At 60.3% G+C, this 18,174-nt stretch carries 16 protein-coding genes; 14 read left to right on the top strand and 2 right to left on the bottom strand.

Going from position 1 to position 18,174, the window contains the following annotated elements; all coding sequences use genetic code 11:
* The first annotated feature begins 11 nt into the window (after positions 1-11).
* The 11 genes from IEX40_RS13910 to mepK all read left to right on the top strand — a co-directional run bounded on the left by IEX40_RS13910 (position 12) and on the right by mepK (position 10,493).
* Positions 12-194, top strand: a complete 183-nt coding sequence (locus IEX40_RS13910; protein ID WP_188749278.1) for a hypothetical protein — start codon at positions 12-14, stop codon at positions 192-194.
* The gene (nfo, locus tag IEX40_RS13915) at positions 194-1,054 is read left to right on the top strand and encodes a deoxyribonuclease IV (RefSeq protein ID WP_188749280.1); all 861 of its coding nucleotides are present in this window, start codon (positions 194-196) and stop codon (positions 1,052-1,054) included. The genes IEX40_RS13910 and nfo overlap by 1 nt, the downstream gene beginning before the upstream one ends.
* A gap of 70 nt (positions 1,055-1,124) precedes the next feature.
* A complete protein-coding gene (locus tag IEX40_RS13920) occupies positions 1,125-2,954 on the top strand; it encodes a bifunctional diguanylate cyclase/phosphodiesterase (protein ID WP_188749282.1) in 1,830 nt (609 codons plus the stop codon).
* A 67-nt stretch (positions 2,955-3,021) separates the two neighbouring features.
* On the top strand, positions 3,022-3,678 hold the full coding sequence (locus tag IEX40_RS13925; RefSeq protein ID WP_188749283.1) for an NUDIX domain-containing protein: 657 nt from the start codon (positions 3,022-3,024) through the stop codon (positions 3,676-3,678).
* Positions 3,675-4,118: a DUF1249 domain-containing protein gene (locus tag IEX40_RS13930; RefSeq protein ID WP_188749285.1), complete on the top strand. Its 444-nt coding sequence runs from the start codon at positions 3,675-3,677 to the stop codon at positions 4,116-4,118. The genes IEX40_RS13925 and IEX40_RS13930 overlap by 4 nt, the downstream gene beginning before the upstream one ends.
* 4 nt (positions 4,119-4,122) lie before the next feature.
* Positions 4,123-4,899 (top strand): phosphodiesterase, encoded by a 777-nt coding sequence (locus IEX40_RS13935; protein ID WP_188749287.1) that lies wholly within the window; start codon positions 4,123-4,125, stop codon positions 4,897-4,899.
* A gap of 82 nt (positions 4,900-4,981) precedes the next feature.
* Positions 4,982-5,626 (top strand): YqiA/YcfP family alpha/beta fold hydrolase, encoded by a 645-nt coding sequence (locus IEX40_RS13940; RefSeq protein WP_188749289.1) that lies wholly within the window; start codon positions 4,982-4,984, stop codon positions 5,624-5,626.
* Between the two features lie 18 nt (positions 5,627-5,644).
* The gene (gene parE / locus IEX40_RS13945) at positions 5,645-7,540 is read left to right on the top strand and encodes a DNA topoisomerase IV subunit B (RefSeq protein WP_188749291.1); all 1,896 of its coding nucleotides are present in this window, start codon (positions 5,645-5,647) and stop codon (positions 7,538-7,540) included.
* A gap of 202 nt (positions 7,541-7,742) precedes the next feature.
* Entirely contained in the window at positions 7,743-8,096 is a 354-nt protein-coding gene (locus tag IEX40_RS13950) for a hypothetical protein (protein WP_188749293.1), read from the top strand.
* Positions 8,097-8,286: 190 nt separating this feature from the next.
* Positions 8,287-9,819, top strand: a complete 1,533-nt coding sequence (locus tag IEX40_RS13955; RefSeq protein WP_188749295.1) for a L,D-transpeptidase family protein — start codon at positions 8,287-8,289, stop codon at positions 9,817-9,819.
* 101 nt (positions 9,820-9,920) lie between these two features.
* Positions 9,921-10,493 (top strand): peptidoglycan L,D-endopeptidase MepK, encoded by a 573-nt coding sequence (mepK, locus tag IEX40_RS13960; RefSeq protein ID WP_188749298.1) that lies wholly within the window; start codon positions 9,921-9,923, stop codon positions 10,491-10,493.
* A gap of 15 nt (positions 10,494-10,508) precedes the next feature.
* Here mepK and IEX40_RS13965 read toward each other — a convergent pair whose 3' ends face one another.
* Positions 10,509-12,476 carry a methyl-accepting chemotaxis protein gene (locus IEX40_RS13965; RefSeq protein ID WP_188749300.1) on the bottom strand — a complete coding sequence of 656 codons (1,968 nt, stop codon included), beginning with the start codon at positions 12,474-12,476 and terminating at the stop codon, positions 10,509-10,511.
* A gap of 330 nt (positions 12,477-12,806) precedes the next feature.
* Here IEX40_RS13965 and carA point away from each other — a divergent pair, with 330 nt between their 5' ends.
* The 3 genes from carA to greA all read left to right on the top strand — a co-directional run bounded on the left by carA (position 12,807) and on the right by greA (position 17,698).
* The gene (carA, locus tag IEX40_RS13970; RefSeq protein WP_188749302.1) at positions 12,807-13,937 is read left to right on the top strand and encodes a glutamine-hydrolyzing carbamoyl-phosphate synthase small subunit; all 1,131 of its coding nucleotides are present in this window, start codon (positions 12,807-12,809) and stop codon (positions 13,935-13,937) included.
* A gap of 66 nt (positions 13,938-14,003) precedes the next feature.
* Positions 14,004-17,225, top strand: coding sequence for a carbamoyl-phosphate synthase large subunit (carB, locus tag IEX40_RS13975; protein ID WP_188749303.1), 3,222 nt, complete (start codon positions 14,004-14,006; stop codon positions 17,223-17,225).
* Complete coding sequence (greA, locus tag IEX40_RS13980) at positions 17,222-17,698, top strand: transcription elongation factor GreA (RefSeq protein ID WP_188749304.1); 477 nt, start codon at positions 17,222-17,224, stop codon at positions 17,696-17,698. Before carB ends, greA begins: the two co-directional genes overlap by 4 nt.
* 72 nt (positions 17,699-17,770) lie before the next feature.
* On the opposite strand, the gene IEX40_RS13985 is transcribed toward greA, so the two are convergent.
* On the bottom strand, positions 17,771-18,073 hold the full coding sequence (locus tag IEX40_RS13985) for a YhbY family RNA-binding protein (protein WP_188749305.1): 303 nt from the start codon (positions 18,071-18,073) through the stop codon (positions 17,771-17,773).
* Positions 18,074-18,174 lie beyond the last annotated feature (101 nt).

An 18,174-nucleotide genomic window follows, 5' to 3' on the forward strand; every position in this document is an offset into this window, starting at 1 on the left:
GAGAACAACCGATGCATGAACTGAACCTGGATGAATTGAGCGCACTGCTGGCCGTTTTCGCCCGTGCCGGTGTGCAGGACGGGGGCGACACCGAGGGCCAGTTGCTGGCGCGTATCCGTCAGCTACATGCCGAGCGTGAAGAGATGGAATCGATGGATTTCGATGACTGTCTGGGTGGGGCCTGCAAGCTGTAATGTACTACGTAGGAGCCCATGTCAGCGCCTCGGGAGGGGTCGAGAACGCGCCGCTGAATGCGGCGGCGATCGGCGCCAACGCCTTTGCGCTGTTTACCAAGAATCAACGCCGCTGGGACGCCAAACCGCTGACGGCGCAGAGCATCGACGCGTTCAAGCGCAATTGCGACGAGCACGGCTTTGCGCCCGAGCAGATCCTGCCGCACGACAGCTACCTGATCAATCTGGGTCATCCCGAGGCTGAGGCGCTGCAGAAATCGCGGGATGCCTTTATCGACGAGATGCAGCGCTGCGAGCAGCTGGGGCTGGTCTATCTGAATTTCCATCCCGGCAGTCACCTGCGCAAGATCGACGTAAGCGGCTGTCTGAGGTTGATCGCCGAGTCGATCAACCTGGCGCTGGATAAAACCCGCGGGGTGACCGCGGTGATCGAAAATACCGCCGGTCAGGGCTCTAATCTGGGCTGCCGCTTCGAACAGATCGCCGAGATTATCGACCGGGTCGAGGACAAGTCGCGAGTGGGGGTGTGTCTTGATACCTGCCACACCTTTGCCTCCGGCTACGATCTGCGTACCGCCGACGCCTGCGAGCAGACCTTTGCCGAGTTCTCACGGGTGGTCGGCTTCAACTACCTCTGCGGCATGCATATCAACGACTCGAAAGCCGCGCTGGGCAGTCGGGTGGATCGCCACCACAGCCTGGGCCAGGGCGAGATCGGCTGGGCGGTGTTCCGCTACATTATGCAGGATCCCCGGTTCGAAGGGGTGCCGCTGGTGCTGGAAACCATCGACGAGACGATCTGGGCTGACGAGATTCAGCAGCTGCGCCGCTTCTCCCAGGGCGAGGTTGAGATCGCCTGACCTGTCACCGCTCTGTCACGGAATCGCCATAACATACGCCAATAAACGGCTGTTTTGTAAGGTGATTTAGATGGGGGTCGAACCTCAGTTCGCACAGGCGATCGAGAGTGAGCTGGATGAGCTCGAACTGCTGACCGGGATTATCCAGCAGGAGTGTCTCTATCCGGTATTTCAACCGATAGTGGATCTCAATACCGGTGAGTGTCTGGGTCATGAGGCGCTGATCAGGGGGCCGAGCGGCACCCCGCTGCACGCGCCCTACCGGTTGTTCAACGCCGCGATCCGCCACCATCTGCTGCACCGGTTGGAGCTGCTGTGTCGGCGCCGCTCGATCGAATGTTTTGCCGCCCAGTCATTGAGTGGCAAACTGTTTCTGAACGTATCCGCTTCCCTGCTCAGCAGTCCCGATTATCAGCATGGCTTTACCATCGAGCTGCTGCAGGCGCTGGGTATCCCGCAGGAGAATATCGTCATTGAGCTCTCCGAGCAGCACCCGTTCGACAATCATGGCCTGACCCGTTCGGCGGTGGAACACTACCGCCAGATGGGCTTTCGCATCGCCATCGATGATCTGGGTAGCGGCTATTCGGGGCTGAAACTCTGGGCCGAGCTGCAGCCGGACTACGTCAAGATCGATATGCACTTCATACGCATGATCGACCGCGATTCGGTCAAGCGCGAGTTCGTGCGCTCGATCTGCAACATCGGCCGCACCCTGCACTGCAATATCATCGCCGAGGGGATCGAGACGCTGGAAGAGCTGCATACCCTGCAGGAGATGGGGGTACGCTACGGTCAGGGATTCCTGCTCGGGCGGCCGTTGCAAGACCCGGTCATGGGGCTTGATCCGCTGACCATACGCCACGGCTATCTGCAGAGTCGTGGTGGCGAGCGAGGCTCGGCGGAGTCGGATATCGCGCGGGCACTGGTGCGCAGCATACCCTCGGTATCGCCGGAGGATCGTCTGCTGGAGGTCAGCGAGATCCTGAGGGCACTGCCCGACGTGGGCTCGGTACCGGTGCTGGTGGATGGCGAGCCGGTTGGCGTGGTGCGGCGCAGCGACCTGCTCGAGCTGTTTTCCGCCCAGTATGGCCGTGCGCTGTACGAGCAGAAACCGGTTTCCCGGCTGATGCGGGAGGATGCGCTGGTGGTGCCCTCCGATATGCCGCTGGAGCGGGTATCGCAGATGATCACCGAGCAGGATGCAGCGGAGTTGATCCATCAGGAGCTGATTATCGTGCAGGATGGCTGTTACCTTGGCATGGCCAGCTTGCGCGACCTGCTTAAGCGGATTACCGAGTTGAAGATCCGCAACGCTCGCTACTCCAATCCGCTGACGTTGCTGCCGGGCAATGTGCCGATCAACCGCGAGATCGATGCCCTGCTCAACCATGCCACCGATTTTCATATCGCCTATTTCGATCTTAACCACTTCAAACCCTTCAACGACTGCTATGGTTATTCTCGGGGTGACCAGGTGATCCGTCTGCTGGGGATGCTGCTGAGCAACAACACCTCCAGCGACGTGGATTTTGTCGGCCATGTCGGCGGCGACGATTTCGTGGTGCTGTTTCGCAGCCGGCAGTGGCGCAGCAGCTGCGAACAGGTGGTCGAGCAGTTTCGCCAGCGCGTGCGCGAGCTGTACCGGGCGCATGACCTGGAGTCCGGGGGGATCTGGAGTATCGATCGCAAGGGTGAACGCTGTTTCCAACCACTGCTCTCGCTCGCCGTCGGGGTGGTGCATCCGGACCCCTATAAGTGCTCCAGCTACCACGAAGTCGCCGAGCTGGCGGCCGAGGCCAAGAAATACGCCAAGCACCAGGGGGGGGATGCGATATATCTCTCGCCCCAGCGTCATCTGAGCCAGCTGTGGCGTTCGGGCGTCCAGATCAGCGCCTGAACGCCGGGGGATTTTCTTCGTCCGCTTGCGGTATAGTGTCTGCAGTACGCAGGACAGGATTGGAGAGATGCAGAACAGCTGGCGACCCACATTTGGCCCCGAAGACTGCCATATCGAGGACGATGTGCCGGTGTTCGACGGCTATTTCAAAATGTACCGGCTGAAGCTCCGCCACCGCCGATTTAAGGGTGGTGAAATCGAGATTCAGCGGGAGCTGTTTCGGCGCGGCAATGCGGTGTGCGTATTGCTGTACGACCCACACCGAGATGCGGTGGTGATGGTGGAGCAGTTTCGCGTTGGTGCGCTCGATGCGTCGCAGGGTCCCTGGTTGCTGGAGCTGGTCGCCGGCATCTCCGAGCCGGGCGAGTCGGCCGTCGACGTGGCGGTGCGCGAAAGCGACGAAGAGGCGGGCTTGGCGATCAGCGGTGTGCACCCGATCTCACGCTTCCTGCCCAGCCCGGGTGCCTGCGATGAGTGGATCGACCTGATGTTCGCCTGCGTCGATGCTGCACAGGCGCAGGGGGTGCACGGCTTGCCAGATGAGGGCGAAGATATCAAAGTACAGGTGATCGACGCCGAGGCCGCTTTTGAACTTGTGCGCAATGGACGGATCAATAGCGGACCGGCGATCATCGGATTACAGTGGCTGGAATTGAACCGAGCCCGTATCCGTGGAGAGACGCGCAGTGAGGCGCTCAGTGAGGAGATAGTTTCGACAAAATGAAACGCAAGTATGTACCCGACCTAAAACGGCAGATGTCGGTTTGCGAGGCGAACTACGCGCGCATACTGAAGCTGTTGCCGGACCTTGATACTCGGGATCAGCGCGAGTATCAGGTTGCCTGGCACGGCCGCAGCGCCGTGCTGCGCCTTCAGGTCGAGGAGCGTTTCCGCTACACCAGCACCCTGCTGGTCAGCCAGCAGCTTGAGAGCGATTCGCGCTGGCTGGACGCCCCCCAACTGTTGGTGCGCCTGTATCATGACGCCGGTCTGGCCGAGGTGATCTGCATCCGTCAGCGGCGCCAGCTGTCCGGCCGCTACCCCTACCCCAACCCCCATATGCACCAGCCCGACGAGAAGGTGCAGCTGAACGAATTCCTTGGTGAATGCCTGAGTCAGTGTCTCAGTCACGGTCATATGATGGAGCCGGTTTTCGTTGGTTGAACCTGTGTTACAAACGCGCTCGCGCTACCTGCTACAGATCAGTGACTGCCACCTGATGCCGGAACCGGAGCAGCGGTTTCGTGGCCTGAATACCGACAGCACGCTGCAGGCGGTGGTGGCCGATGCCCTGGCGCAGGGGATCGAGTTCGATCAGCTGCTGCTCAGCGGCGATCTGGTCCATCATGGTGGCGCCGATGCGTATCGGCGACTGCTCGACATGGTCGCACCGCTGTCGGGCGAACGGCACTGGATCCCGGGCAACCACGATGAGCCTGCGGCGATGCGCGCGGCCAGTGATCTGCCGCTGGGGCGTGAATGTGTCGTCTGTGGTGACTGGCGGCTGCTGCTGCTCGATTCCACCGCCAACCCCGATGGCCGGGGCAGTGGATCGCTCAGTGAGGAGCAGCTGGGCTGGCTCGAGCAGGCGCTGGAGACCAGTGCTGAACACCCGGTGCTGATTCTGTTGCATCACAATCCGCTGGCCACTGGGAGTCTGTGGCAGGACCAGATCATGCTCGGCAACGCGGCCGAGTTCGCTCGCGTCGTCTCGGCTTACTCACAGGTGAATGCGATCCTGTGCGGCCACCTGCATCAGCATCAAGCGCTGTGGCTGGGTGATATCCCGGTCTGGTCGGCGCCGGCCAGCAGTATTCAGTTCAAGCCCGGTCAGGACGACTTCCTGCTTGAGGACGACCCGCTGCAGTCGCGCCCCGGTTACTGTATCTATCGACTGGACGCCGATGGCGGGATCAGCGTGCAGGTGCGTCGGGTAAACGTGTAAGGCAGTTGCGCCTGGCGCCAGCCTTGGGTAACGTCTGCCCCAGATCAAGTTGCTCCCCCGTTACGAGGTATCCGTTTAGCCGATGACCGATCCTGTGTATATCTATGTCCACGGCTTCAACAGTTCGCCCTCCTCCTGGAAGGCGCAGTTGCTGGAGCGGGCACTGCAGGCACAGGGGCTGGCAGGTCATTTCCACTGTCCGGAGCTGTCGCACTGGCCGGCTCGGGCGATCGAGCAGCTGCAGCAGCTGATCGAACAGCTTAAGGCCCAGGGGCAAAATCCGCTGCTGATTGGCAGTTCTCTGGGCGGCTACTACAGCCACTATCTGGTGGAGCAGGCGGTGTGCCGGGGCGAGGCGCTGAAAGCGGTGCTGGTCAATCCTGCCGTCTACCCCTACCGGCTGCTGGAGGATTGGCTGGGCGAAAACCAGAACCTGTATACCGCGGAGCGCTACCAGCTGACCCATCGTCATCTGCAGCAGCTGCTGGCGCTGGACTGTGCCAAGCCTGCCGATCCCGGGCGCTATCTGCTGTTGGTACAGACCGGTGACGAAACCCTGGATTACCGCGAGGCGGTGGATAAGTTCTCCCAGGTGACTCAGTTCGTTCAGCCCGGGGGCAGTCACGGTTTCGACCGGTTTGAACACTTGATACCCGCTATTCAGGCGTTTGCTCAGGGGCGCATAGAGCTGCCCGAGCCGGCAGAGCTGCCGGCAAGCGCCAACTGACAACAGGAAAAGAGACGGATGTCGAAGCAATATAACGCCGAAGCGATTGAGGTACTCAGCGGTCTGGACCCGGTGCGTCGTCGCCCTGGCATGTACACCGAAACCGATCGTCCTAACCACCTTGCCCAGGAGGTGATCGACAACTCCGTGGATGAGGCGCTGGCTGGCCATGCACGGCAGATCGAGGTGGTGCTGCATGAAGACGGTTCGCTGTCGGTCAGCGATGACGGCCGCGGCATGCCGGTGGATATCCACCCCGAGGAGGGGGTCAGCGGGGTTGAGCTGATCCTGACCCGGCTGCACGCCGGCGGCAAGTTCAACAACGACAACTATACCTACTCCGGCGGTTTGCACGGGGTCGGCGTGTCGGTGGTCAATGCGCTGTCGAAGCTGCTCAACGTGGAGATCAAGCGCGATGGTCAGGTCTACCGTATCGGTTTCGCCGATGGTGACAAGGTGTCCGATCTGGAGGTGGTCGGCAGCTGCGGCAAGCGCAATACCGGCACCACACTGCGTTTCCTGCCCGATCCCAAGTATTTCGATACGCCCAAGTTCAGCATCAGTCGACTCAAGCACAACCTGCGCGCCAAGGCGGTGCTCTGCCCCGGCCTGCGGGTGATCTTCACCGACGGCTCCGGTGGCAAGAAGGAGACCGAGGAGTGGTACTACGAGGACGGCCTGGTTGCCTACCTCAAGGGCAACACCCAGGTCTACGAGACGCTGCCGGCGGAGCCGTTCACCGGCCACCTGCAGGGCGAGGAGGATGCAGTCGAGTGGGCGGTGCAGTGGCTGGCGGAGGGCGGTGAGCAGACCTGTGAGAGCTACGTCAACCTGATCCCCACCGCCCAGGGCGGTACCCATGTCAACGGCCTGCGCTCGGGCTTGCTCGATGCGATGCGTGAATTCTGCGAGATCCGCAACCTGTTGCCACGCGGCGTCAAGCTGAGCCCAGAGGATATCTGGGATCGCTGCTGCTACATCCTGTCGGCCAAGATGCGTGATCCGCAGTTCGCCGGCCAGACCAAGGAGCGGCTGTCGTCACGGCAGATCGCCGCGTTCATCTCCGGTACGGTCAAGGATGCCTTCTCACTCTGGCTCAACCGCCATGTGGAGGAGGGGGAGAAGATCGCCGACCTGGTGATCGCCAATGCCCAGCGCCGCATGCGCTCCAACAAGAAGGTGGTGCGCAAGAAGGTGACCCAGGGCCCGGCACTGCCCGGCAAGCTGGCGGACTGCTCCGGCGGCGATATGAGCCAGTCCGAGCTGTTCCTGGTCGAGGGGGATTCCGCCGGCGGCTCGGCCAAGCAGGCGCGCTCGCGCGAGTTCCAGGCGATCATGCCGCTGCGCGGCAAGATCCTGAATACCTGGGAGGTGGAGTCCGGTGAGATCCTGGCGTCCCAGGAGATTCATGACATCTCGGTGGCGATCGGCGTCGATCCCGGTTCGGTGGATCTGAACGGGTTGCGTTACAACCGTATCTGCATCCTCGCCGATGCCGACTCCGACGGTCTGCATATTGCCACTCTGCTCTGCGCCCTGTTCGTGCGGCATTTCCGTCCGCTGGTGGCGGCCGGCCATGTCTATGTGGCGATGCCGCCGCTGTACCGCATCGATGCGGGCAAGGAGGTCTACTACGCCCTGGATGATGACGAGAAGCAGGGTATTGTCGAACGTATCCGCGCCGAGCGGCGCAACGCCCGGATCAACGTGCAGCGCTTCAAGGGTCTCGGTGAGATGAATCCTATGCAGTTGCGCGAAACCACCATGGCGCCGGATACCCGCCGTCTGGTACAGCTGACCCTGGCCGAAGGCGACGACACCATGGAGATCATGGATATGCTGCTGGCGAAGAAACGCTCCGGCGATCGTAAGCAGTGGCTGGAGAGCAAGGGCAATCTGGCCGAGGTGATCTAGCACCAGGCTGCCGCCCCTTCGACAACAGGGGCGGCAGCTCTCCTCTCTGCCTGCGCTTCATGCGGGCGTCGATCACTCTCCATTTGCACGATGACTATCCACTGGGAGGTATAGGCTTTCGCTTGGCCCGCGTTTAGGGTTCAGTCCTCAGGCCGGGAACGATACTTGGCCGCTGCTGAACGCCTGAACATGGGACTTGGATGTGAGCGTTTCGATCTCTCTGATTTTGCTGTTGTCGTCGGCCTGGTTTGATGCCAAGGGGTTTCATTATGCCACCCAGGCCTGGCATCCCGGCGGTCAGGTGGCGTGGAAGCAGGGAGTGCTTTCGCTGCTGTTCTTCGTTGTCGGTGTCTCGATCTACCTGCTGTCGGTGCGTTTCCTTACTCTCGCTGGGGTGTCGTCGTCGACGGTGCAGACGCTGCTATGGTTTATGGCCACCATCCTGGGTGTGGCGCTGCTGAGTGGCGAAATTCAGCGCTGGTCGGCGCTGCAGTACGCCGCGCTGGCGGCGACTATCGTTGGATTAGCGGTTTTGATGGCGACGGGGGAGCACTGACACGCTTGCTCAACAGGACAGCCTGAGTCACGTTCAGCGGCTATAGTAAAGGAGTGGGCCTGGAGCCCCAGGCCTGGACCCAGGACAGGGAGGGCAGATCACCATGCCCGTGCTGGCTAGAGTACTCCAAAGGGCGTGCCTCGCTCTTTTTTTATCGCTTTCGTCCATCGGCGGGGCGGGCGCCGCCCCTTTGCCGCTGCCACCTGATACCTTGCCGCTGCAACAGGGCGAACCCATTCCCGATTGGGCGGCACTGGGTGCCCTGTATGGCGCCAGCGCTTCGGCCTACCTCTGGCATAGCGCTGATGGCGAAGCCGATCAGGCGTTAATTGACGCACTGTTGCGCACCATCGACGAGGCGGTGGCGCAGGGGCTGTCGGCGGCACGTTACCATGACCGCCGATTGGTCAATGAGCCTGGAGTGGCGCGGCGCGATCTTTTGCTCAGCGATGCGCTGTTACGGCTGATTACCGATATGGGGCAGGGGCAGCCGGAGGCTGGGCTGCAGCAGCGGCTTTGGCATCTGTCGCGCCCGGAGATCGATGCCGTGGCGATGGCGCAACGGGCGCTTGCAGAGCGCAACCCGGTCGGGGTCGTGATGGAACTGGCACCGCGAACCCAGGAGTACAAAGCGCTGACCGAACTCTATCAGCATTATCTGCTGATCAGTCGCGAGCAGCCGTTGCCGGCGCTGCCGAACAACCTGATACTGCAACCGGGTGAGCAGTCCGAGGTGGTGCCGCTGCTGCGGCGCTATCTGGTGCGCCAGGGGGATGCCGACCCCGACCCCATCGCCATGGCGACGGCGCCTGATCTCTACGACCAGCCTCTGGTGGCGGCGTTGCAACGATTTCAGATGCGGCATGGGCTTGAGGTTGACGGTGTGCTTGGGCCGAAAACCCTGGCCGAGCTCAATCGGCCGATGAGTGAGCGTCTGGAGCAGATTCGCGTCAACCTCGAGCGCTGGCGCTGGATGCCACGTGAGCTTGGTGCCCGCTACATATTGGTCAGCCCGGCCGGCTATTTCCTGGAGCTGGTCGAGGCGGGGCAGGTGGTGTTCTATACCCGTACTATCACCGGGCGGCCACGCAGGCCCACTCCCTCCTTTCGATCCGAACTCAACCGGCTGACGGTCAACCCGGACTGGACCGTACCGCGTCGAATCATGCGCGAGGATCTGCTGCCCAAGATTCGGGAGGATATGGGCTGGCTGGAGCAGAATCGTGTGCGGGTACAGCATTTCGATGAGGGGCGATGGCGCAATGTGGCGGCAGAACAGGTGGACTGGGTTAATCCGGGGCATATCCGCCTGATTCAGGCCCCAGGGCCGAATAATGCGCTGGGGCGGATGAAGTTCGGTATGAATAACCCATTTTCGATCTACCTGCACGACACTCCGTCGCAATCCCTGTTCGAAAAGCCGCTGCGCCCGTTCAGCTCGGGTTGCGTGCGGGTGCAGGGCATCGAGAGCCTGGTGCAGTACCTGCTGCTCGATCAGCCGCAGATGCTAGACTGGCTGACCGAAGCCTTGGCTCAGGAGGAGACTCGCATCCGTTCCCTGCCGGAACCGATACCGGTGTTTATGGTCTACCTCTCGGTCTGGATTGATGATCAGGGGCAGGCTCAGTTCCGTCCCGATATCTATGGCCTTGATACCCAGATCCTGGCGCGCATCCAGCACTATAGTGCTGTTGAATACACCGATATAGTCGTTAACAATTGATTACTAACTGGTCAATTGTCTCGCTCTTGGGTAGGATGTATTCGACGAGTGAACATCAACAGTACCGGATCGATTGAACCGACACCCAGAGGTAGTAACGAGTGCCGTTCAAAAGCAATACGAGGTCAGCCGCCCCTCTCTCCCGTCGCGGCTTTCTTAAAGGTCTGGCAGTTACCGCTGCCGGGCTTCATATCCCCAAAACCCTGGCCGCAATGCCGCGGGAGCATGAACGCAGTATCGCGCTGCATAACCTGCACACCGGTGAAAAGGCGAAGCTGACTTACTGGGAGCAGGGCAAGTACCTGGATGACAGTCTGGATGAGTTGAACTACCTGTTGCGTGATTATCGCACCGGAGATGTACACCCGATCGATCCGACGCTGATCGACATGTTGCATCTTTTGCGTATGCGCGCAGGGCGTACGGCGCCGTTCGAGATTATCTCCGGCTATCGCTCCCCCAAGACCAACGCCATGCTCAGTGCCAAGAGTAACGGTGTCGCCAAGCGCAGCCTGCATATGGACGGGCAGGCGCTGGATATCCGCCTGCCGGGCCAGGATCTGCACAAGCTGCACCAGAGTGCTGTTGATCTCAAGATCGGCGGTGTCGGCCTGTATACCAAGTCCAATTTTGTCCACATCGACACCGGTCGGGTGCGCTACTGGGGCAGCTGATCCGCGCTCACTGCTCTAGCGGAACTGACTGACCAGTGCATTCAGCGCTTTGCTGGTCTCCCCCAGGGTGCCGGCAAAGCGCTGGTTGTTTTCCGCTTCCGCCGCCGACTGGCGGGAGAGTTCCGCCGACGCCTGGATCACCGCCGCGATCTCCGATGTGACCGCCGACTGCTGTTCGGTGGCGGATGCAATCATCGCGCTCATATCATTGATATTGGCAATCGCCGAACGAATTCTGTCCATCGCTTCACCGGCTTCCTCGGCACGCTGCACCGTGGACTGTACCGAGTCCTGCTGGATATTCATACGCTCGGTTGCCGATTTGGAGGCCTTGTCCAGTTTCTCGGTGATGCGGCGGATCTGCTCCGCCGAGCTGGCGGTGCTGGCGGCCAGATTGCGCACCTCGTCGGCGACCACGGCAAACCCGCGTCCGGCATCGCCGGCGCGTGCTGCTTCGATCGCCGCGTTCAGCGCCAGCAGGTTGGTCTGTTCGGCAAAGCCCTCGATCACGGTCAGTACATTGCTGATCGCCAAGGCATCGGCGCGCAGCTCCTCCAGGGCTTCGGCGGTGTCGCGTGCTTCGCTACTGAGTAGGGTGATGCTCTGGCGGGTCTGCGCCAGGGCGTCAGAGCCCAGGTTTGCCAGTTCATGGGCATCATGAGTGGCGGTGCTGGTGCGTGCAGCGTTACCGGCCACCTCATGGAAGGAGCCATTGAGTTGCTCCATCTGTGTCGCGGCGTTCTCGGTCTGCAGCTGCTGGGCCGAGACGATCTGCTCCAGACTCTGGGAGCTGCTCACCGCTTCACCCTGCAGCTGATTCAGGCGACTGGTCTCCTGATGAATCTGCTCGATCAAGCGCTGGAAGTAGCTTTGCAGCTGATGCACCGCCTGTTTCAGACTCTGTACTTCACTGAAGCGACTGTTCAGCTCGAAGGTGCCGTTCAGGTCACCGTTGGCCAGCTTGTCGATATAGCGGCTGCTCAGGGTAAGCAAGGCGGCCAGGCGATTCTGCAACACCGTCATGCTGGCGCCGGTCAGGATGATCAGCGCCATGCAGACACCCAATACCCAGTAGACGAGATTGAGTATCTTCTCGAAGCGGGCGTTGATGATACTTTCCATCTGCGCCAGTGCGGTTTCCAACAGCTCGAGCTGAGTCAGCGCATTGTGACGGCTGGTGCTTTTCAACTGGGCGAATTTGCTCGCGTTCTCCATCTCCTTCGGGTAGCGCCCCTGCAGGGAGCGCAGCGCGGAGGTCAGCTCCTCCGCCTTGTCGGCGGCTTCGGCCTGATTCTCGGTCGACCAGCCCATCAAGGCGGCCATTTCGTCCACCTCCTGCTTTTCGATGACGCCGAGGTTGGGCAGTTGCGATAATATGTCGCTACCGCTTTTGAGTTCATTGAGGTAGAGATTCAGTGTTTTTTCGGTATCGGTGTCCGGGAGCTTGAAGTAGCTTTCCCGCGTCAGGGTGAGTCGGTGCAGGCTGCGCTGGACCGCTGCCAGGCTGTACAGGTAGTCGAGACGCAGCGTGACGCTGGCGCTGCCGGCCTCGTCGACATAGTCGCGCAATGAGGACAGGGTGTCGGACTGCTCTCGCTCGTTGATGATCAGCAGCGCTTCCGGATCGGCCAGTTTGCCTGCTTCACGCAGTTCGCCCAGCACCTCGTCCTTGATGTGCAGCAGGCGGGATTCGACATCGGCGCGCACCTGCTCCGGCATCCAGGCACTGCCGGTGCCACTTTCGGTCATGCTACTCAGGTTCTCATCGAGCAGGCTGAGCAGCGTTGCATCGCCGCTGTCCAGGTAGGCGGTGATCGGCTGCTCTACCTGCTGCTGTACCTGTTTGCGGTATTCGCTGTAGTGCAGGGTCTGGCTGAAGGCGGCACTAAGCTGATCCAGCGCCCAGGTCAGGGCTGCGGCCATCAGTAGAACGATCACGATAAGTGCGGCACTGGCGCCGCGTGCGAGATGGGATATTTTCATCACCGGGTCCCTGGATACAACTGCGGATGTGATAGGGTAGCGACTGCTAGATGCGCGCAGTGTATGAATAAAATGTGACAGCAGGGTGACAAAAGGCTCGATGGGCGAGATAGGCCGATCGCCGCGTGGACAATTCCAAGCCTATAAACTAAAATACCGCCGGTTTTGCCCGCAGGGTCCGCGGGACTTATTACTAAAGACGCAGAATTCATTTCTAAGCGAGGTAACCTTTCGGTTTCACCTCGCTTTTTTGCACGTATATACGATGTCGGAACTCTGTGCTCTTTCCAGATTCGACGATAATTTTAAGCGCACGCGCGGGAGGTTCAATTGACGCGACCAGCCATTCTAGCCCTTGAAGATGGCAGCATATTCAGGGGGGTTGCGATTGGCGCCGATGGTGAGTCCAGTGGTGAGGTGGTGTTCAACACCTCGATGACCGGATATCAGGAGATTTTAACCGACCCCTCCTACTGCCGGCAGATCGTCACCCTTACTTACCCTCATATCGGTAACGTGGGCGTCAACGTCGAAGACGAAGAGTCGCGTCAGACCTGGGTTGCCGGTCTGGTGATTCGCGACCTGCCGCTGCTGGCCAGCAACTTCCGCAGTGAAAAGTCACTGGATCAGTACCTCCGGGATAACGGTATTGTCGGCATTGCTGATATCGATACCCGTCGCCTGACCCGTATCCTGCGCGAGAAGGGTGCGCAGAACGGCTGCATCATGGCCGGTGAGATCGATGAGGATAAGGCACTGGCTGCGGCGCGTGCCTTCCCGGGCCTCAAGGGGATGGACCTGGCGAAAGTTGTCAGCGCCACCGAGGCTTATGACTGGCGCTCCACCACCTGGACACTGGGTGTGGGCCATGAAGATCGCTCCGAAGCAGAGCTGCCCTACCACGTGGTCGCATTCGATTACGGCGTCAAGTCCAATATCCTGCGTATGCTGGTCGAGCGTGGCTGCCGCCTGACTGTGGTGCCGGCGCAGACTCCGGCGTCCGAGGTGCTGGCACTGAATCCGGATGGCGTGTTCCTGTCCAATGGCCCCGGCGATCCAGAACCCTGCGACTACGCGATCAAGGCGATCGGCGAGATTCTTGAGACCGGCGTGCCGGTGTTCGGCATCTGTCTGGGGCATCAGTTGTTGGCGCTCGCCTCTGGCGCGCGTACGGTGAAGATGAAGTTCGGTCACCATGGTGCCAACCACCCGGTACAGGATCTGGATAGTCAGCATGTCATGATCACCAGCCAGAACCACGGCTTTGCGGTGGATGAGGCGACCCTGCCGGAGACGCTACGCGCGACGCATAAGTCGCTGTTTGACGGCTCGCTGCAGGGGATCGAACGCACCGATCGCCCGGCGTTCAGTTTCCAGGGTCACCCGGAAGCGAGCCCCGGCCCGCACGATGTGGCACCTTTGTTCGATCGTTTTATCGAGCTGATGCGAGCCCGTGCCTGAGCGCTTACCTGAGCGTAAGTTGCCAGGCAGTCCACGAACAGAAACAGATACGACCGGTTAAATCAGATGCCAAAACGTACGGACATTCAAAGTATTCTTATCCTCGGCGCGGGCCCCATCGTCATCGGCCAGGCCTGCGAGTTTGACTATTCCGGTGCGCAGGCGTGTAAGGCGCTGCGTGAAGAGGGTTACCGCGTCATCCTGGTTAACTCCAACCCGGCCACCATCATGACCGATCCGGCGATGGCGGATGCTACCTATATCGAGCCGATCAACTGGAAAACCGTTGCCAAGATCATCGAGAAGGAGCGTCCGGATGCGCTGCTGCCGACCATGGGTGGTCAGACCGCGCTGAACTGTGCGCTGGATCTGGATCGCGAGGGTGTGCTGGCCGAGTTCGGCGTCGAGATGATCGGTGCAACCCAGGACGCCATCGACAAGGCGGAAGATCGTGAGCGTTTTGACAAGGCGATGAAAAACATCGGCCTGGAGTGTCCACGTGCGGCGATCGCGCACAGCATGGAGGAGGCGCTGCAGGTGCTGGACTCCATCGGCTTCCCGGCGATCATCCGCCCCTCTTTCACCATGGGTGGCTCCGGTGGCGGTATCGCCTACAACCGCGAAGAGTTTATCGAGATCTGCGAACGCGGTCTGGACCTGTCACCGACCAACGAACTGCTGATCGACGAATCGCTGATCGGCTGGAAAGAGTACGAGATGGAGGTCGTTCGCGACAAGAACGACAACTGCATCATCGTCTGCTCGATCGAAAACTTCGACGCCATGGGTGTGCATACCGGTGATTCCATCACCGTGGCGCCGGCGCAGACGCTGACCGACAAAGAGTACCAGCTGATGCGGGACGCCTCGATCGCTGTACTGCGCGAGATCGGTGTCGAAACCGGTGGCTCCAACGTCCAGTTCGGTGTTGATCCGCAGACCGGTCGCATGGTCGTCATCGAGATGAACCCGCGCGTATCGCGCTCCTCGGCGTTGGCCTCCAAGGCTACCGGCTTCCCGATCGCCAAGGTCGCGGCCAAGTTGGCGGTGGGCTACACCCTTGATGAACTGCAGAACGACATCACCGGCGGCCGTACTCCGGCCTCGTTCGAGCCGGCGATCGACTACGTCGTGACCAAGATTCCGCGTTTCACCTTCGAGAAGTTCCCCCAGGCCAACGATCGTCTGACCACCCAGATGAAGTCGGTGGGCGAGGTGATGGCGATCGGTCGTACCCAGCAGGAGTCGCTGCAGAAAGCGCTGCGCGGTCTGGAAGTGGGCTCAGTCGGTTTCGATCCGATCGTTGACCTGAATGCAGAAGACGCACGTACCGATATCGTTCGCGAGCTGACCCAGCCGGGTGCTCAGCGTATCTGGTACATCGGCGATGCCTTCCGTCTCGGTATGAGCATCGACGAGATCTACAAGCTCAGCGGTGTCGATCCCTGGTTCCTGGTGCAGATCGAGGATCTGCTCAAGGATGAACAGCGTGTCGCCAAGACTGCGCTGAACGAGCTGGATCGTGACCAGATCTACCGCCTCAAGCGCAAGGGCTTCTCCGATGCGCGCCTGGCGCAGCTGCTCGGTATGTCCGAGAAACAGTTCCGCAAGCATCGTCAGAGCATGGGGGTGCGCCCGGTATTCAAGCGCGTCGATACCTGTGCTGCCGAGTTTGCCACCGATACGGCCTACATGTACTCCACCTATGAGGAGGAGTGCGAAGCCAATCCATCCGATCGCGAGAAGATCATGGTTATCGGCGGTGGCCCGAACCGTATCGGTCAGGGTATCGAGTTTGACTACTGCTGCGTACATGCAGCGCTGGCTGCACGGGAAGATGGCTACGAGACCATTATGGTCAACTGTAACCCGGAAACCGTGTCCACCGACTACGACACCTCAGATCGTCTGTTCTTCGAGCCGATTACGCTGGAAGATGTGCTGGAGATCGTCAATGTCGAGAAGCCCAAGGGTGTGATCGTCCAGTATGGCGGCCAAACCCCGCTGAAACTGGCGGTGGCATTGGAGGCTGCGGGCGTGCCGATCATCGGGACTTCGCCGGAAGCGATCGACCGCGCCGAAGACCGCGAACAGTTCCAGCAGATGATCAAGCGTCTGGGGCTGAAACAGCCGGAAAACGCCACAGTGCGCAGCCTGGAAGAGGCGGTGATCGAGGCGGAGAAGATCGGTTATCCGCTGGTGGTGCGTCCCTCCTACGTCCTCGGTGGCCGCGCCATGGAGATCGTGTACAAGGAAGATGAGCTGCGCCGCTACATGAACACTGCGGTTCAGGTTTCCAACGATGCCCCGGTGCTGTTGGATCACTTCCTTAATGCTGCCATCGAAGTCGACATCGACGCGGTCAGCGACGGTAAGACCGTGGTGATCGGGGCGATCATGCAGCATATCGAACAGGCCGGCGTGCACTCCGGTGACTCCGCTTGCTCGCTGCCGCCCTACAACCTGGCGGCGGATGTTCAGGACGATATGCGCGAGATGGTGCGCAAGATGGCGCTGGAACTCGGTGTTGTCGGTCTGATGAATGTGCAGCTGGCCTACCAGGATGGCGAAGTCTACGTCATCGAGGTCAATCCGCGTGCATCGCGTACCGTGCCTTTCGTGTCCAAGTGCATCGGTGTATCGCTGGCCAAGATCGCGGCGCTGGTAATGACCGGCAAGAGTCTCGAGGAGCTCGGTTTCACCGAGGAGATCGTGCCGAAGTACTTCAACGTCAAGGAAGCGGTGTTCCCGTTCAACAAGTTTCCTGGCGTGGACCCCATTCTCGGCCCTGAGATGAAGTCCACCGGCGAGGTGATGGGTACCGGTGCCAGCTTCGGTGAAGCCTTCATGAAGGCGCAGCTTGGCGCCGGCGAGAAGTTGCCGAGCAAGGGCAAGGCCTTTATCTCCGTGCGTGATGTGGATAAGGCAGGCGTTGTCGACGTGGCTCGTGATCTGGTAGAACTGGGCTTTAGCCTTGTGGCGACTGTCGGTACTTCGGCGCTGCTTGAACAGGCCGGTCTGGCTGTCGAGCGCGTGAACAAGGTTGCGGAAGGTCGCCCCAATATCGTCGATATGTTGAAGAACGGCGAGATCGCGTACGTCATCAATACCACTGAGGGACGTAAAGCGATTGCAGATTCTGCGGAGATTCGTCGTTCTGCGCTGCAGCACAAGGTGCCTTACACCACCACTCTGGCTGGTGCGGCGGCAACGGCCGAGGCACTGAAGTATGGTGAAGAGAAAACCGTACGGCGTCTGCAGGATCTGCATGCAGGAGTAGCGGAATGAAGCGAGTACCCATGACCGTCGCCGGCGAAAAGAAGCTGCGCGATGAGCTGAATCATTTGAAGACCATCGATCGTCCGCGCGTGATCGGCGCGATCGCCGAGGCCCGAGAGCACGGCGACCTGAAAGAGAATGCCGAGTATCACGCGGCGCGTGAGCAGCAGGGTTTTATCGAGGGGCGGATACGTGAAATCGAGCACAAGCTGTCGCTGGTGCAGGTGATCGACGTAACTGCCATCGATCATACCGGCAAGGTGATTTTTGGTACCACGGTGGAGCTGATCAACCTGGATACCGAAGCCACGGTGCGTTACCAGATCGTCGGTGACGACGAGGCCGACATCAAGGCGGGCAAGATCTCCGTCAACTCTCCGATCGCCCGTGCGCTGATCGGTAAGGAGGAGGGAGATATCGCCGCGGTAGAGACACCGGCCGGTTGCACCGAGTATGAGATTGCCGAAGTGCTGCACATCTGATCGACAGCATGTGCAGATGCCGTTAAAAAAACCGCCTTGGGGCGGTTTTTTTATGCTGTCGTGCCGGGAGCGTTAACGCAGCAGATTGGACAGCTTCGGGTTCGGTGACTGGGACGCCCGGTAGAGCAGGGCAATATTGCCGATCTCTTGCACCAGGGTGGCTTCGACGATGTCGCACAGTTCACGGATCAGCGCTTTCTTTGCATCGCGATCGCCGACGGCGAACTTGACCTTGATCAGTTCGTGGTCTTCGAGGGCGCGATCGACCTCCAGCTGGATGTTTTCGGTGAGGCCGTTGCCGGCGACCATGACGATCGGATTAAGGTTGTGTCCCAGGGTACGGAACTGCTTCTTTTGCTCGGGGGTCAAGCTCATACTAAAATACGGTGCCTCATTGAAAGGGGTTTCCCCGTATGGGGTGTAGTGCAATTTTAACCGAGTTGCTGCCGATAGAGTAGCAATCGGTCGGCGGGGTC

It is taken from the genome of Marinobacterium zhoushanense (assembly GCF_014641945.1).
Taxonomy (GTDB): Bacteria; Pseudomonadota; Gammaproteobacteria; order Pseudomonadales; family Balneatricaceae; genus Marinobacterium_D; species Marinobacterium_D zhoushanense.

Excerpts from the sequence above, each read along its gene's own strand:
- nfo (WP_188749280.1), top strand. The coding sequence starts at position 194 with ATGTACTACGTAGGAGCCCATGTCAGCGCCTCGGGAGGGGTCGAGAAC.
- greA (WP_188749304.1), top strand. The coding sequence starts at position 17,222 with ATGAAGCGAGTACCCATGACCGTCGCCGGCGAAAAGAAGCTGCGCGAT.
- IEX40_RS13920 (WP_188749282.1), top strand. The coding sequence starts at position 1,125 with ATGGGGGTCGAACCTCAGTTCGCACAGGCGATCGAGAGTGAGCTGGAT.
- IEX40_RS13910 (WP_188749278.1), top strand. The coding sequence starts at position 12 with ATGCATGAACTGAACCTGGATGAATTGAGCGCACTGCTGGCCGTTTTC.
- IEX40_RS13965 (WP_188749300.1), bottom strand. The coding sequence starts at position 12,476 with ATGAAAATATCCCATCTCGCACGCGGCGCCAGTGCCGCACTTATCGTG.
- parE (WP_188749291.1), top strand. The coding sequence starts at position 5,645 with ATGTCGAAGCAATATAACGCCGAAGCGATTGAGGTACTCAGCGGTCTG.
- IEX40_RS13925 (WP_188749283.1), top strand. The coding sequence starts at position 3,022 with ATGCAGAACAGCTGGCGACCCACATTTGGCCCCGAAGACTGCCATATC.
- IEX40_RS13985 (WP_188749305.1), bottom strand. The coding sequence starts at position 18,073 with ATGAGCTTGACCCCCGAGCAAAAGAAGCAGTTCCGTACCCTGGGACAC.
- carB (WP_188749303.1), top strand. The coding sequence starts at position 14,004 with ATGCCAAAACGTACGGACATTCAAAGTATTCTTATCCTCGGCGCGGGC.
- IEX40_RS13940 (WP_188749289.1), top strand. The coding sequence starts at position 4,982 with ATGACCGATCCTGTGTATATCTATGTCCACGGCTTCAACAGTTCGCCC.
- IEX40_RS13930 (WP_188749285.1), top strand. The coding sequence starts at position 3,675 with ATGAAACGCAAGTATGTACCCGACCTAAAACGGCAGATGTCGGTTTGC.